Genomic DNA, 13,930 nt, shown 5'->3' on the forward strand with positions numbered 1-13,930 from the left:
TGCTCATTTCTTCGAGATCAGCGACCGCAGGAAGAACGTCAGGTTCTGCGGACGCTCGGCCAACCGCCGCATCAGGTAGCCGTACCACTCCTGACCGTAGGGGACGTACACGCGCACCGTCTCGCCCTTTCGTGCCAGCCGCCGCTGCTCCTCGGGCCGGATGCCGTAGAGCATCTGGAACTCGTAGGTGCCCTTCTCGCGGCCGTAGCGTCCCGCGATCGACGACGCGATCGAGATCAGCCGGGGGTCGTGGCTGGCGACCATCGGATACCCCTGGCCGGCCATCAGCACCTTGAGGCAGCGCACGTAGGACTTGTCGACATCGGCGCGACCCTGGAACGCGACCTCGTCGGGCTCGTTGTAGGCGCCCTTGCAGAGCCGGACGCGCGACCCCTCGTAGGCGAGCGCGCGGCAGTCGGCCTCGGTGCGGTGCAGGTAGGCCTGCAGCACCGCACCGGTCTCGGGGAAGTCCTTGCGCAGGTCGCGCAGGATCGACAGCGTCGAGTCGGTGGTGGTGTGGTCCTCCATGTCGAGGGTCACCGTCGTGCCCGCGTTGCGAGCGGCCCGGCAGATGGCGCGGGCGTTCTCGAGCGCGACCTTGTGGCCGTGGTCGTCGAGTGCCTGGCCGATCGCGCTGAGCTTGACCGAGACCTCCGCGTTGCGGGCCAGCCCACGCCGCGAGAGCTCCGCCAGGACGTCCTTGTACGCCGCCACGGTGGCGTCGGCCTGCGCCACGTCGAGAGTGTCCTCGCCGAGGAAGTCCAGCGTGACCGTCAGCCCGTCCTCCACCAGCCGGGCGGTCGCATCGACCGCGCTCTCGGTGGTCTCACCGGGCACGTAGCCGTTCACGATCCCCGCGGACACCGGCATCGTGCTGACGAGCTTCTTGATGGTGCCGCTGCGGCTGAGCAGGAGCAGGGGTTCGCGGAGCAACGCCATGCTCCTCAGGCTACTTCGCCTCAGGATCAGGCCGTACGCCGCCGCAACGTCGCCGCGCCCAGACCGAGGCCGGCCAGGGTGAACGCCAACACGACCCCGAGGTCGCTCCAGACCTCGGACGTGGAGGTCGAGGTGACCAGGTGGGTCATGGCGTCGACGGCGTACGACAGGGGGAGCACGTCGCTCACCGCGCCGAGCGCCGTGGGCAGCGCGTCGCGCGGCACGAAGAGACCGCACAGCAAGAGCTGGGGGATCACCACGAGCGGCATGAACTGCACGGCCTGGAACTCGGTGCCGGCGAAGGCCGACACGAAGAGCCCCAGGGCCGTGCCCAGGATGGCGTCGACGACCGCGACGAGGGTGAGCAGCCAGACCGGGCCGGCCACGTCGAGGTCGAGCAGGGCGACGCTCACCGCGACCGTCAGCACCGACTGCACGGCGGCGACGAGGCCGAACGCGACGGCGTACCCCAGCAGGAAGTCGAGCTTGCCCATCGGCATCGCCAGCAGCCGCTCCAGGGTGCCGCTCGACCGCTCGCGCAGGGTCGTGACGCTGGTGACAAGGAACATGACGATGAAGGGGAAGAGCGCGAGCAGGCCGGGACCGAGGCGGTCGAAGGTCTCGCCCGGCAGGTCGACGAGCATCCACCACAGCAAGGTCGTCAGCAGGCAGGGCAGCACCAGCAGCATGACCAGCGTCCGGTGGTCGCGCCGGATCTGGATGAGCACCCGGGTGGCGACGGCGAGGAGGACCCGCGGGCTCACTGGGGGGCTCCTCCTCCGACCACGGCGAGGAACGCGCCCTCGATGTCGGCGGCGCCGGTGCGTTCCCGGATCTCGTCAGGCGTCCCGTCGGCGATCACCTCGCCCGAGCGCATCAGGAGGAGCCGGTCGCAACGCTCCGCCTCGTCCATCACGTGGCTGCTGACGAGGACCGCCGCGCCGGCGTCGGCAAGCCGGTGGAAGAGGCCCCACAGCTCCTGGCGCAGCACCGGGTCCAGGCCCACGGTCGGCTCGTCGAGCACCAGCAGGTCGGGGTGCTTGAGCAGCGCCACGGCGAGGCTGACTCGGCTTCGCTGGCCACCGGACATCGTGCCGACGACCTGGCCGAGGTGTGGGGTCAGGTCGACGGCCGCGGCCGAGCGCTCGACCTCCTCGGGCCCGACGCCGAGCACCTGCGCGAAGAAGCGGAGGTTCTCGGAGACGGTGAGGTCGTCGTAGACGCTCGCAGCCTGCGTGACGTAGCCGACCCGGTCCCGCAACGGCGGGGTGCCCGCCGGCTCGCCGAAGACGGTCACGGTGCCCGACCGCACCTGCTGCACGCCGACCAGCGCGCGCATCAGCGTCGTCTTGCCGCACCCGCTGGGGCCGAGCAGCCCGGTCACGCCGCCCCCGATGACGAGGTCGAGCCCGTCCAGCACCGTCGTGCGCCCCCGCACGACCGTCAGCCCGCGCACCTCCACCGCGTTTTTCATCATGCGTTGAATTATGCTCTTGCCGGCCTCCGGAGGCAAGGGAGATCCCCCGGGCCCGGGGAATCTCGAGCTGGACGGGCAAGGCAATGCCCCCTCAGCGCGAGAAACGCCCGACACGCCGCCCAGCGGGGTGAGGGTCAGGGCAGCGGGCCGGTGAGATAGCGCTGGAGGGTGGGGGCGTACGTCGCCACGACCTGCTCGGTCGGCATGGAGGCGAGCGGCTCCACGAGCAGCACGTAGCGCAGCAGGATCAGGCCGACGACCTGGCTGGCGACGAGGGGCATGCGCAGCTCGGGCCGGTCCAGGTCGAGCGCGACTCCGAGCGGCCCGATCACCACGGGCAGGAAGCCGTCGGCGAACACCCGCTGGGTCGCCGGCTCCATCATCGTCCGGGCCACGGTGAGCAGCGCGGGCCGCACGTCCGGGTCGTCCCACACCGAGAGGAACGCGAGCAGGAACCGCTCGGCCGCTCCGTCGGCGCCGCCCGCCACGACGGGCGCGAGGATCTGGCGCGGGTCTACGGGGATGTCGAGCGCGGCGACGAAGAGGTCGTCCTTGGTGCCGAAGTAGTGGTGCACGAGTGCGCCGTCGACGCCCGCCGCGGCGGCGACGGCACGGATCGTCGTACCGGAGTAGCCCTGCGTGGCGAAGAGGGACCGTGCCGCGTCGAGGATCGCGGCGCGGGTGTCGGGGGCGCCCGGGCGCCGGCCGCGCTTGGCCGGGCCGGAGGTCATGAGCCCATCACGAGCCCGGCGTCATCGGGCGGGGACCACGAAGTGCTCGCGCGCGAAGGCGAGCGACTCGACCAGATCGACCTCGCGCTCCTCTCGCGTGGAGCAGCGCCGGGTGTTGATCTCGAGCACGATGTGGCCCGAGAACCCCTGCGCAGCAAGGTGTCTGAGGAAGACGTCCGCGTTCATCGAGCCCCGGCCGGGCACCAGGTGCTCGTCCTTGGCCGAGCCCGTCCCGTCGGTGAGGTGCACGTGCCGCAGCCGGTCTCCGAGCCGGTCGGCCATCTCGACCACGTCGTCGTGGGCGATAGCGGCGTGCGACAGGTCGACGGTCGTGTTGGCGTAGTCCTCCTCGGACGGGTCCCAGCCAGGAAGGTACATCTCCATGCTGCGCTTGGTCGGACCGCGCTTCGCCGCGCCGCGTGACGGGGACCGCCAGGGATACATGTTCTCGACCGCGAAGGCGATCCCGGTCGAGGACTCGAGGGCCGCGATGCCGTCGACGAACCCTGCGGCGTACTCCTTCTGCCAACGGAACGGCGGGTGCACGACGACCACGTCGGCACCCACGGCCTCGGCCATCTCGGCCGAGCGCTCGAGCTTGCCCCAGGGGTCGGTGCCCCAGACGCGCTGGGTGAAGAGCAGGCACGGAGCGTGCACGGCGCAGATGGGCATCTCGTGGTGGTCGGAGAGCTGCTTCACCGCGGCGGTCTGCTGGCTCAGCGCGTCGATGCCGACCATCACCTCGACGGCGTCGTACCCCAGCGACGAGGCATAGCCGAACGCGTGGGCCGTCGACTCGGGGTAGACCGAGGCGGTGGAGAGGCCGAGGAGGGGCACGAGCGTTGGATCCTAGTCGTGGGTCTAGCCGCGGGCGCCGATGTGGTCGATCCGCTCGAGGATGACGCCCTCACGCAGCGCCCACGGGCAGATCTCGAGCTCGGGCAGGTCGAAGATGTCCATGCAGGCCTCGGCGACCAGGGCGCCCGGCACCACTTGGTGGGCACGCGACGCCGAGACACCGGGCAGGGCGATGAACCTCTCGTCGTCCATCGCGACCAGCTTGGGGATCCACTGCGACAGCTCGCGCAGCGGCAGCACCCTCGGCACCAACGGGCCTTCCGCCGACGGGGCCGCACCACAGATGCGCGCGAGCGACCGGAACGTCTTCGACGTCGCCGCCGCACGGTCCGGCGTGCCCCACCGCAGCAGGTGCCCGGCGTCGCGGGCGATCTCGGCACGGATCTTCTTGCGCAGCTGGCGTACCTGCTCCTCGCCGGGCAGCCCGGACGCGAAGAACTCGCGCGCCAGCCGCGCGGCGCCCAGCGGCATCGACCAAGCCACGTCGGGTGCCTCGTTGGCCCCGCCCGCGATCTCGAGCGACCCGCCGCCGATGTCGAAGAGCGCGAGCCGGCCGGCCGACCAGCCGAACCAGCGGCGTACGGCGAGGAAGGTCAGCCGCGCCTCGTCCTCGCCCGACAGCACCTCCAGCAGCACGCCGGTGCGGGCACCCACCTCGGCGAGGACGTCGTCGGAGTTGACCGCGTCGCGCACCGCCGAAGTCGCGAAGCCGATCATCTCCTCGCAACCCTTGTCCTCGGCGACCACGATCGCGGAGGCCACGAAGTCCGACAGCGCCTCGACCCCGGCCCGCGTCACCGCTCCCGAGGCGTCGAGGTGCTCGGCGAGACGCAGCGGCTCCTTGTGGGAGTACGCCGGCAGCGGGGCCGCGCCGTCGTGGGCGTCGACGACGAGGAGATGGCCCGTGTTGGACCCGATGTCGAGGACGCCCAGCCGCATGGGTGAACGCTACTCCCGCGTGACAGGCTAGACGCGTGGCTGAGGTGGATCTGGTCTTCCCGCGGGCGTTCGTGGAGTTCGCCGACCCCGCCGACCCGGGCGGTCAGGTCTTCCGCTGCGACCTGACCTGGCTGACCTCGCGCTACCACTGCATCTTCGGCCAGGGCTGCCAGGGGATCTACAGCACCTCGCCCGACACCGGCTGCTGCACGCTGGGTGCGCACTTCTCCGACAAGGCCGACGAGAAGCGGGTGGCGGCGTACGTCGACCAGCTCACCGACGACGTGTGGCAGCACCGGCCCGCGAGCGGCAAGAAGCTCAAGCGCTCCGACTGGGTCGAGCTCGACGAGGACGGTGAGCGCAAGACGCGGACCCTCGAGATCGACGGCCAGCAGGCCTGCATCTTCCACAACCGCACCGACTTCCACAGTGGTGCCGGCTGCGCGCTGCACGCACTCGCGTTGCGCCAAGGACGCAACCCCCTGGAGACCAAGCCCGACGTGTGCTGGCAGCTGCCGATCCGGCGCACCTTCCGCACCGTCGAGCGTCCGGACGGCACGTCCTACTCCGAGGTGTCGATCCTGGAGTACGACCGGCGCGGCTGGGGCCCTGGCGGCCACGACCTCGACTGGTACTGCTCGGGGAACACCGAGGCGCACAACGCGCCCGAGCCGTTGTACGTCGGCAGCGCGGCCGAGCTCGTCGAGCTGATGGGCCAAGCGGCGTACGACGAGCTCGTCGGCCACTGCGAGGCGCACCTCGCGTCGCGTTCGAGGCTCGCGCTGCACCCCGCCGACCCCCACTGAGGGGTCGAGAAATCCGACCCCGGTGCACGCGCCGCGAGGCCACCGAGTCACAATCCCTGCATGCGCCTGGACCATCTTTCCTACGCCGCTGGCCCCGACGGTCTCCGAGGGACGGCGCAGCGGATCGGTGAGCTGCTGGGTGCCGAGTTCGTCGACGGGGGCGTCCACCCGCGCTTCGGCACGCGGAACATGATCCTTCCTCTGGCCGAGCGCACCTACCTCGAGATCGTCGAGGTGCTCGACCACCCCGCGTCGGACAAGGCACCTTTCGGCCAAGCCGTCCGCGCGCGCTCCGCCCTCGGTGGCGGTTGGCTGGGCTGGGTGGTGGCCGTCGACGACATCTCCGAGATCGAGGCCCGACTCGGTCGCGAGGCCGCGCCCGGCAACCGGCACCGCCCCGACGGCACCAACCTCGAGTGGAAGCAGATCGGCGTCAACGGACTGATCGCCGACCCGCAGCTGCCGTTCTTCGTCGAGTGGCTCTCGCCTCACGAGCTGCACCCGAGCAACGGTGCGGACGACCGTTTCTCCCTTGCCTGCTTGGAGATCGCGGGCGATCCGCGCCGGGTCAGCGAGTGGCTCGGCGTCACGGTCGAGGCGCCGCTCGAAGACGTCAAGGTCGACTGGGTCGCCCCGCACGGCACGCCCGGCGTCCTGGCCGCCCAGGTCCTCACGCCGAACGGGCTCGTCCGTATTTGAGGCGGGCAGCAGATCGCGAGGAACGAGCGAGCTGCGTGGGCCCGGCCAGGTCGAGCAGCCCCGCGACCGAGGAACGAGGTCGCGCTAGGGCGTGTCGAGACTGAGCGATGGACCTGACGCCGTCCCGAGCCCGAACATCTGGCAGCACCCGGCGACGTACGAGCTCGAGAACCGCGGCGTCGATCCCGAAAGGGTGATCGAGGCGGCGATGGTCTCGGTCGCGGACTGGGCCGGCCGCGCGGTGCTCGACCTCGGCTGCGGCTCGGGATTCCACCTCCCACGCTGGGCGGAGACGGCGCGCAGTGTCGTCGGCGTCGAGCCGCACCCCGAGCTGGTCGCGCTCGCCCGGCGGCGTACCCGCTCCCTGCCGCACGTGCGCGTGCTCGTCGGCAGCGCGCAGGCCATCCCGCTCCCGCCTGCGTCGGTCGACGTCGTGCAGGCGCGGTGGGCCTACTTCTTCGGACCCGGCTGCGAGCCCGGCCTCGAGGAGCTGCACCGCGTCGTGCGGCGCGGCGGCGCCGCCTTCGTCATCGACAACGACTACAGCCGCTCGACGTTCGGCCGGTGGTTCCGCCGCGGCTACCCGCACCTGCCGAGCTCGAGGGAGGTCGAGGCGTTCTGGTCGCAGCAGGGCTGGACCCGGCAGCCCCTCGACATCCGATGGTCCTTCGACTCGCGCGAGGACTTCGAGGCGGTCGTCCGGATCGAGTACGACGCCGCCAACGCCGACCTGATCCTGGCCGAGCACGACGGCACCGAGGTCGACTACGCCGTCAACCTGTGGTGGAAGCGGTTCTGACCCACCGACGCCGGCAGCTTCCTGCCCCCTCAGCTCTTCAGCAGTGCGACCAGTCCGCGCACCAGCGCCTCGCGTTCCTCCTCGGAGTCGAGCGGCAACGCCACCCGCGCGTCGACGATCCCGTTGAGCGCGGCGAGGGTGGCGACGACCCGGACCCGGGCACCCGTGTCGGCCTCCTTGGTGGGACAGCCGAGCAGCCTTGCCGTGCGCCGGTTGATCCCGGCGGCGCGCTCGCCGATGCCGCCGACGGAGTACTCGTTGGCGAAGCGGGTGATCAACGCGATCGGCCGCCGGTGCTCCAGCACGACCTCGACCAGGGCCCGGACGATCGTCTCCTGGTCCACCAGGCCGGCGCCGTCGCGCTCGACGTCCGCGACCACCGCCTCGACCGCCTCGAAGCCTGGGTCGACGACGCTGAGCAGCAGCGCCTCCTTGCTGCCGAAGTGGTAGAGCACGGCCGGCCGGGTCACGCCGACCTGCTCGGCGACCTCCTCGAGCGAGGTGCCGTCGTACCCGTGCTGGAGGAACAAGCCCAGCGCGGCCTCACGGATCTCGCTCTTGGCGTCCTCGGACGTACGTCGTCTCAACGGCCCCCCTGCTCCCCCAACGAACTCCCCCGACAGCGACCGCCGTGTGGTTACGATGCCTCTGACCAACTGCCTGACTAACCCGTAAGTCAGTCGATCGGGTCAACGACGACATCATCGCCGACCCGGGTCCGCCGAGCTCGTCGCGACACCCCTGCGAGACGGGACCGCGGACCGACCCGCTCGACCCGTCAGTGGCCATCGGCCACCGGCCGCCTGGGCTGCCGCACCGCTCCCCGAGGGCACCGCGGCGTCCCGATCGGCCGGTTCACCAGGTGCGGCGGGGGTGGTGACTCAGCACCACCGCCTCTGCCGCACCGTGCCGCGCCCGTCACCTGCGCCCGTCACCTGCGCCCGTCACCTGCGCCCGTCACCTGCGCCCGTCACCTGCGTTGGGAGGAGCCGCGCACCGCGAGCGTCGGCTCGAGGAGAACTCCGGGGACCATCTTGGGTGGTGTCGCGAGCAGACCGGCCAGCGCCCGCACGACCTCGACCGCGACGTCCTCGAGCGGTTGGCGCACGGAGGTCAGCCCACCCGGCACCACCTGCGCGACCTGGCTGTCGTCGAAGCCGACCACCGCGACGTCGCGGCCGGGCTGCAGTCCGCGCTCGTCGAGCGCGTGCAGCACGCCCATGGCCAACGTGTCGGAGGCGCAGACGAACCCCGTGGGGCCGGACTCGTCCAGCAGCCGCCCGGCCGCCTCGCGACCGCTCGCCACGGCGTCCTCGACCCGGCACGCGAGCCCGGAGGTCACCAGGCCGCGGCTGCGCATCGCCCGGCTCCAGCCGGAGCGGCGGTCCTCACCGATCCAGGAGTCCTTGCGCCAGCCGACCCAGGCGATCTTGGTGTGATCGGCCTCGATGAGGTGATCGGTGGCGAGCGCGGCACCAGCGGCGCCGTCGACATCCACCCAGGGATGCGTCGACTCGGGGGTGTCCCACGGGCGCCCGAACGCCACGAACGGTGCCCGCCGAAGCTCGAGCCAGGTCGCCTGCGGGTTGCCGAGGAAGGTGTCGGTGACGACGAAGGCGTCCACGGCCGTCGACCGCAGCAGGTCGTCGTAGCCGGAGACCGGATCGGTCGGGTCGCCGGCGAAGAGCAGCACGTGGTAGCCCGCCTCGGCGGACGCCTCGACCAGCGAGTGCACGAAGCGGTCCATCAGCGCGTTGGCCGTGCCCTCCTGGGCGGGCGTGAAGCGCATCCCGACGAGGTGGCTGGCCCGGGTGCGGAGATTCCGGGCGGCACGGTTGGGCGAGTAGCCGAGGTCGGCGATGGCGTTCTGGACCCGGCGGAGGGTGTCGGCGCGCAGGAGCTCGGGGTTGTTGACGGCGTTGGACACCGTCTGCCGGGAGACCCCGGCGAGCTCGGCGACGTCCGCGAGCGTCGGGGGGGACACGGGGATCGTCCCGAGCGAGAGCGGCTCGTCTGCGGTCCGGCTCATGCACCCCTCCCCTCCCGGCCCGCTCTCACGGGCTCTGGATCGTTCCAATTCACGATACAAGGGCCTGTCGGATCACGGGTACACCAGTACGGAGGTGGCTGCACCGGTCCCGGAGGGCCCAAGGCGGCCGGGCACGCGCGGCGAGGCGCGGCGTGCGCCGGTTGTCGGCGGGCTCGCCTAGCGTGCCGGGCATGACCACGAGACCGATCCAGTCCGGCGGCAGCCGGAGCCGCGGCAAGCCCGCGCGGTCGACCTACCGCTGCTCCGAGTGCGGCTGGGAGGCGGCCAAGTGGGTCGGCCGGTGCGGCGAGTGCCAGGCGTGGGGGTCGGTCGCCGAGGCGGCTCCTCCTCGTGCCGGTACGGCGCCGGGGCCGGTGACCTCGCGCGCGGTGCCGATCGGCCAGGTCGACGTCTCCGAGTCGACGTTCCGCTCCTCCGGCGTGCCCGAGCTCGACCGGGTCCTGGGGGGCGGGCTGGTGCCGGGCGCCGCGATCCTGCTCGCCGGCGAGCCGGGCGTCGGCAAGAGCACGCTGCTGCTGGAGGTGGCCTCGCAGACCAGCCGCTACCAACGCCGCACGCTCTACGTCAGCGGCGAGGAGTCCGCCTCGCAGGTGCGGCTGCGGGCCGACCGCACGGGCGCCGTCCACGACGAGCTCTTCCTCGCGGCCGAGAACGACCTCGGCGCGGTGCTCACCCACATCGAGGAGGTGCGCCCCGCCCTCCTGGTCGTCGACTCCATCCAGACCATCGCCGCTCCCGACGTCGACGGCGTCCCCGGCGGTGTCACCCAGGTCAAGGAGGTCGCCGCGGCGCTGATCAGGGTGGCCAAGACCCGCGGCATGACGTTGATGATCGTCGGCCACGTCACCAAGGACGGCTCCATCGCGGGGCCGCGCGTGCTGGAGCACCTGGTCGACGTGGTGCTGCACTTCGAGGGCGAGCGCACGTCGCGGTTCCGGATGGTGCGGGCCATGAAGAACAGGTTCGGACCTGTCGACGAGGTCGGCTGCTTCGACCTCTCTGCCGAGGGCATCGTCGCGGTCACCGACCCGACGGGGCTCTTCGTGGAGCACCACGCACGCCGAGTGCCGGGCACCTGCGTGGCCGTGAGCATGGAGGGACGGCGGCCGTTGCTGGCCGAGGTGCAGGCCCTGGTCACCCACACGCCGGCCGAGCGGCCGCGGCGCACGACGTCGGGCCTCGACTCCGCCCGCGTCCACATGCTCCTCGCCGTGCTCGGCCAGCACTGCCGGGTGCGTCTCCACGGGCACGACGTCTTCGCCTCCACGGTCGGGGGCGCGCGGCTCAGCGAGCCCGCGACGGACCTGGCCACGGCCCTGGCGATCGCGTCCGCCCATCATGCGGTGCCGCTCCCCCGCGGCCTGGTCGCGATCGGCGAGATCGGCCTGGCCGGCGAGCTGCGCGCGGTCCGCGACCTCCCCCAGCGCATCGCGGAGGCGGCCCGCATGGGGTTCGAGGTCGCGATCGTGCCCGCCGGCTCCACCGACCGCGGCGGGGCGACCAAGCCTCCGTCCTACCCCGACGGCATCCGGGTGGAGGCGATGTCCGACCTGGTCTCCGCGCTGGCCGTCTGCGGGCTCCTGGCGCCGCGATCCGATCGTGACCTGATCTGACCTTACGCGTGCAGACGCTGGCTTTAGACTGACCGCGCGACGCCGGAGCCCCGGCGGCCCAGAGAGGGAGGCTCCGTGGTCAGCACCGAGCGCTCGGACGACGCGCTGAGGCTGCGCGCCGTCCTTGCCTCGATGGCTCCCGGCACTGCGCTGCGCGACGGCCTCGAGCGGATCCTGCGCGGCCGCACCGGCGCGCTCATCGTGCTCGGCCGCGACCGCACCGTCGACTCGATCTCGACCGGCGGCTTCGAGCTCGACGTGCCCTTCACCGCCACCGGGCTGCGCGAGCTGGCGAAGATGGACGGCGGGATCATCCTCGACAGCGAGATCAGCCGGATCCACCGGGCCGCGGTGCACCTGATGCCCGACCACACCATCCACTCCGAGGAGACGGGCACCCGCCACCGCACCGCCGACCGGGTGGCCCGCCAGACCGGCTTCCCGGTGATCTCGGTGTCCCAGTCCATGCAGATCATCGCGGCGTACGTCGGCGACATCCGGCACGTGCTCGAGGACGCCGGCCAGATCCTCGCCCGCGCCAACCAGGCGCTGGCCACCTTGGAGCGCTACAAGCTCCGCCTCGACGAGGTCGCCAGCACTCTGTCGGCGCTGGAGATCGAGGACCTGGTGACGGCTCGCGACGTGGCGGTGGTCGCGCAACGGCTCGAGATGGTCACCAGGATCGCCCGCGAGATCGAGGACTACGTGCTCGAGCTCGGCACCGACGGGCGGCTGTTGTCGCTGCAGCTCGAGGAGCTGGTCACCGGTGTCGACGCCGAGCGCGAGCTGGTGATCCGCGACTACCTCCCCGTCCGTCGCGGCACCACCCCCGAGACCTCGCTCCAGCTGCTGAGCGGCCTGTCGGCCACCGAGCTGGTCGACCCGGCGTCCGTCGCGCGCGCCCTCTCCCTGGGCAACGGCGAGCACCTCGACGCCGCCGTGACCCCGCGCGGCTACCGCCTGCTCGCCAAGGTGCCGCGGCTGCCGACCTCCGTCGTCGACCGCCTGGTCGACCACTTCGGCACGCTGCAGAAGCTGCTCTCCGCCGGCATCGACGACCTCCAGGTCGTCGAGGGCGTCGGCGAGCTGCGCGCCCGCAGCGTGCGTGAGGGCCTGAGTCGCCTGGCCGAGTCCAGCATCCTGGGTGACAGGTTCGCCTGAGCAGTCGGCACCGAGGGACGAGGTGCCGGCGTGGCGAAGGCAGGTTGAGCAGCCCCGCGACTGAGCTTGCGAAGTCGCGCAGGGGCGTGTCGCAACCGGGTGAGACGACTGCCGACCTCAACCCCGGTTCTTGCGCTTGTTCTTCTTCTTGTCCTTCTTGGGATCCGGTGACGGCGTGATCGTCTTGATGACGACCTCGGGCTCCGGCTTGAGCAGCTCGAACTGCACGTCGGTCGGCTCGCCGGCGTACGCCGCGGCGACCACGTGGTACCAGCCCGGCCGCGCCCAGGCGGTGAAGGCGGAGCAGGTGTCGTCGGAGCGCTTGGCGTTCCAGCGCACGCCGACCTTGGTGGCGACGGCCTGACGGACGATCAGGTTGCGCGTCGGCACCGCGCGCGGGCACTGGCGGCTGGACCAGATGTCGTCCTCGCCGGAGGTGATCTTGAGGGTCAGGGCATCCGGCGAGACCGCCCACGTGCAGGCCGCGGACTCCTTGGTGCGCAGCTCGACGGCGATCAGCACGTCGCTGCCCCCGACCGCGTCCGTCACCACCGGCGTGGCGACGATGTCGTCGTTGGCGCAGGGGCCGGTCGGCTGCGCCAAGATCGGGGTAGGCGTGGCCGACTCGGTCGGCCGCGTCCGATGCTTCTTGCTTTTCCTCTTGCGCTTCGTCTCCTCGGCGGTCGGAGTCGACGGGTCGGCCGCCACCTGCTGGGCCCGGTCCCCGGAGCCCGAGTCGGACGCGTCGCTGCCCGCCGTCAGGATCCGACCGAGGCCGAAGACCAGCAGGGTCGCGATGCCGAGCACCATGAGGCGGCGCACCCAGTAGACCCGCCGGGGCAGCGGGCCGCGCGGACGGCTCAGGGAGGACACGCCGAAACGCTAACGAGCGCAGGGCCCCTGGGCCGGGTGCCACTCCGTCGGTCTCCGAGCGAAGCGAGGATCGAGCCGGGTCGAGACCTAGGATCGGCGACGTGTCCGACCTCCACGAGCCAGTGCTCGGTTGGTACGACGCCCACGCGCGCGACCTCCCGTGGCGGGACCCGAGCGCATCGGCCTGGTCGGTGACGGTCAGCGAGTTCATGCTCCAGCAGACCCCGGTGGCCCGCGTGCTGCCCGTGCACGCCGCGTGGCTGGAGCGCTGGCCGACACCTGCAGCGCTGGCGAGCGAGCCCGCCGGCGAGGCGGTCCGGGCCTGGGGCAGGCTGGGCTACCCGCGGCGGGCGCTGCGGCTGCACGCCGCGGCGGTGGCGATCACGGAGCGGCACGGCGGCGAGGTGCCGGCGGGGTACGACGACCTCCGGGCGCTGCCGGGCATCGGCGACTACACCGCGGCAGCCATCGCGGTGTTCGCGCACACCCGACGGCACGCGGTGCTGGACACCAACGTGCGCCGGGTGCTGACCCGGCTGCTCGGCGCGCGGGAGCTCCCGCCCACCGCGGTGACGGTGGGCGAGCGCGCCCGGGCCACCGCACTGCTGCCGGACGAGGACGCGACCGCAGCGACCTGGTCGGTCGCCCTCATGGAGCTGGGTGCGCTGGTCTGCACGGCTGCCCGGCCCCGGTGCGGAGAGTGCCCCGTGGCCGATGCCTGCGCCTGGCGGCTGGCCGGCTACCCGGCGTACGACGGTCCGCCGCGGCGCGTCCAGACCTACGACGGCACCGACCGACAGTGCCGGGGACGGCTGCTGGCCGTGCTCCGCGACGCACCCGGGCAGGTGTCGCGCGCTCGTCTCGACGCCGCCTGGCCGGGAGCGGAGCAGCGCGAGCGCTGTCTGCGCAGCCTCCTCGAGGACGGCCTGGTGATCAGGACCTCCGAGAACACCTACGCCCTGCCCTGACGTGGTCAGGGCAGGGC

15 protein-coding genes are annotated in these 13,930 nt (G+C 72.1%); 6 read left to right on the plus strand and 9 right to left on the minus strand.

All coding sequences use genetic code 11. The features are described 5' to 3' along the window. Positions 1-3: 3 nt before the first annotated feature. From ABD295_RS17545 to ABD295_RS17570, 6 genes are all read right to left on the minus strand, one after another. Positions 4-939: a proline dehydrogenase family protein gene (locus ABD295_RS17545; RefSeq protein WP_425574115.1), complete on the minus strand. Its 936-nt coding sequence runs from the start codon at positions 937-939 to the stop codon at positions 4-6. 26 nt (positions 940-965) lie between these two features. Beyond that, positions 966-1,703 (minus strand): ABC transporter permease, encoded by a 738-nt coding sequence (locus ABD295_RS17550; protein ID WP_344305100.1) that lies wholly within the window; start codon positions 1,701-1,703, stop codon positions 966-968. Continuing rightward, the gene (locus ABD295_RS17555) at positions 1,700-2,416 is read right to left on the minus strand and encodes an ABC transporter ATP-binding protein (protein WP_344305101.1); all 717 of its coding nucleotides are present in this window, start codon (positions 2,414-2,416) and stop codon (positions 1,700-1,702) included. The genes ABD295_RS17550 and ABD295_RS17555 overlap by 4 nt, the downstream gene beginning before the upstream one ends. Before the next feature lie 134 nt (positions 2,417-2,550). Then, positions 2,551-3,147, minus strand: coding sequence for a TetR/AcrR family transcriptional regulator (locus ABD295_RS17560; protein WP_344305102.1), 597 nt, complete (start codon positions 3,145-3,147; stop codon positions 2,551-2,553). Between the two features lie 21 nt (positions 3,148-3,168). Next, the gene (locus ABD295_RS17565; RefSeq protein ID WP_344305103.1) at positions 3,169-3,984 is read right to left on the minus strand and encodes a sugar phosphate isomerase/epimerase family protein; all 816 of its coding nucleotides are present in this window, start codon (positions 3,982-3,984) and stop codon (positions 3,169-3,171) included. A gap of 24 nt (positions 3,985-4,008) precedes the next feature. Next, the gene (locus tag ABD295_RS17570) at positions 4,009-4,944 is read right to left on the minus strand and encodes a Ppx/GppA family phosphatase (protein WP_344305104.1); all 936 of its coding nucleotides are present in this window, start codon (positions 4,942-4,944) and stop codon (positions 4,009-4,011) included. 35 nt (positions 4,945-4,979) lie between these two features. Here ABD295_RS17570 and ABD295_RS17575 point away from each other — a divergent pair, with 35 nt between their 5' ends. From ABD295_RS17575 to ABD295_RS17585, 3 genes are all read left to right on the plus strand, one after another. After that, a complete protein-coding gene (locus ABD295_RS17575; RefSeq protein ID WP_344305105.1) occupies positions 4,980-5,750 on the plus strand; it encodes a DUF3109 family protein in 771 nt (256 codons plus the stop codon). Positions 5,751-5,810: 60 nt separating this feature from the next. After that, the gene (locus ABD295_RS17580) at positions 5,811-6,449 is read left to right on the plus strand and encodes a VOC family protein (protein WP_344305106.1); all 639 of its coding nucleotides are present in this window, start codon (positions 5,811-5,813) and stop codon (positions 6,447-6,449) included. A gap of 91 nt (positions 6,450-6,540) precedes the next feature. Then, the gene (locus tag ABD295_RS17585) at positions 6,541-7,248 is read left to right on the plus strand and encodes a class I SAM-dependent methyltransferase (protein ID WP_344305107.1); all 708 of its coding nucleotides are present in this window, start codon (positions 6,541-6,543) and stop codon (positions 7,246-7,248) included. A gap of 29 nt (positions 7,249-7,277) precedes the next feature. Here the strand turns inward: ABD295_RS17585 and ABD295_RS17590 are convergent, their stop codons facing one another. Continuing rightward, entirely contained in the window at positions 7,278-7,835 is a 558-nt protein-coding gene (locus ABD295_RS17590) for a TetR/AcrR family transcriptional regulator (protein WP_344305108.1), read from the minus strand. 383 nt (positions 7,836-8,218) lie between these two features. Continuing rightward, on the minus strand, positions 8,219-9,277 hold the full coding sequence (locus ABD295_RS17595; protein ID WP_344305109.1) for a LacI family DNA-binding transcriptional regulator: 1,059 nt from the start codon (positions 9,275-9,277) through the stop codon (positions 8,219-8,221). 191 nt (positions 9,278-9,468) lie between these two features. Between ABD295_RS17595 and radA the strand changes: the two genes are divergently transcribed. Together radA and disA are read left to right on the plus strand one after the other, a co-directional pair. After that, entirely contained in the window at positions 9,469-10,911 is a 1,443-nt protein-coding gene (gene radA / locus ABD295_RS17600) for a DNA repair protein RadA (RefSeq protein ID WP_344305110.1), read from the plus strand. A 75-nt stretch (positions 10,912-10,986) separates the two neighbouring features. After that, positions 10,987-12,072: a DNA integrity scanning diadenylate cyclase DisA gene (disA, locus tag ABD295_RS17605; protein WP_344305111.1), complete on the plus strand. Its 1,086-nt coding sequence runs from the start codon at positions 10,987-10,989 to the stop codon at positions 12,070-12,072. 117 nt (positions 12,073-12,189) lie between these two features. On the opposite strand, the gene ABD295_RS17610 is transcribed toward disA, so the two are convergent. Next, positions 12,190-12,945, minus strand: a complete 756-nt coding sequence (locus tag ABD295_RS17610) for a hypothetical protein (protein ID WP_344305112.1) — start codon at positions 12,943-12,945, stop codon at positions 12,190-12,192. 101 nt (positions 12,946-13,046) lie between these two features. Here ABD295_RS17610 and ABD295_RS17615 point away from each other — a divergent pair, with 101 nt between their 5' ends. Continuing rightward, positions 13,047-13,913: an HhH-GPD family protein gene (locus ABD295_RS17615; RefSeq protein WP_344305113.1), complete on the plus strand. Its 867-nt coding sequence runs from the start codon at positions 13,047-13,049 to the stop codon at positions 13,911-13,913. The last annotated feature ends 17 nt before the right edge of the window (positions 13,914-13,930 follow it).

Source organism: Nocardioides bigeumensis (assembly GCF_039531755.1).
Taxonomy (GTDB): domain Bacteria; phylum Actinomycetota; class Actinomycetes; order Propionibacteriales; family Nocardioidaceae; genus Nocardioides; species Nocardioides bigeumensis.

Excerpts from the sequence above, each read along its gene's own strand:
- ABD295_RS17545 (WP_425574115.1), bottom strand. The coding sequence starts at position 939 with ATGGCGTTGCTCCGCGAACCCCTGCTCCTGCTCAGCCGCAGCGGCACC.
- ABD295_RS17555 (WP_344305101.1), bottom strand. The coding sequence starts at position 2,416 with ATGATGAAAAACGCGGTGGAGGTGCGCGGGCTGACGGTCGTGCGGGGG.
- ABD295_RS17560 (WP_344305102.1), bottom strand. The coding sequence starts at position 3,147 with ATGACCTCCGGCCCGGCCAAGCGCGGCCGGCGCCCGGGCGCCCCCGAC.
- ABD295_RS17570 (WP_344305104.1), bottom strand. The coding sequence starts at position 4,944 with ATGCGGCTGGGCGTCCTCGACATCGGGTCCAACACGGGCCATCTCCTC.
- ABD295_RS17580 (WP_344305106.1), top strand. The coding sequence starts at position 5,811 with ATGCGCCTGGACCATCTTTCCTACGCCGCTGGCCCCGACGGTCTCCGA.
- ABD295_RS17595 (WP_344305109.1), bottom strand. The coding sequence starts at position 9,277 with ATGAGCCGGACCGCAGACGAGCCGCTCTCGCTCGGGACGATCCCCGTG.
- radA (WP_344305110.1), top strand. The coding sequence starts at position 9,469 with ATGACCACGAGACCGATCCAGTCCGGCGGCAGCCGGAGCCGCGGCAAG.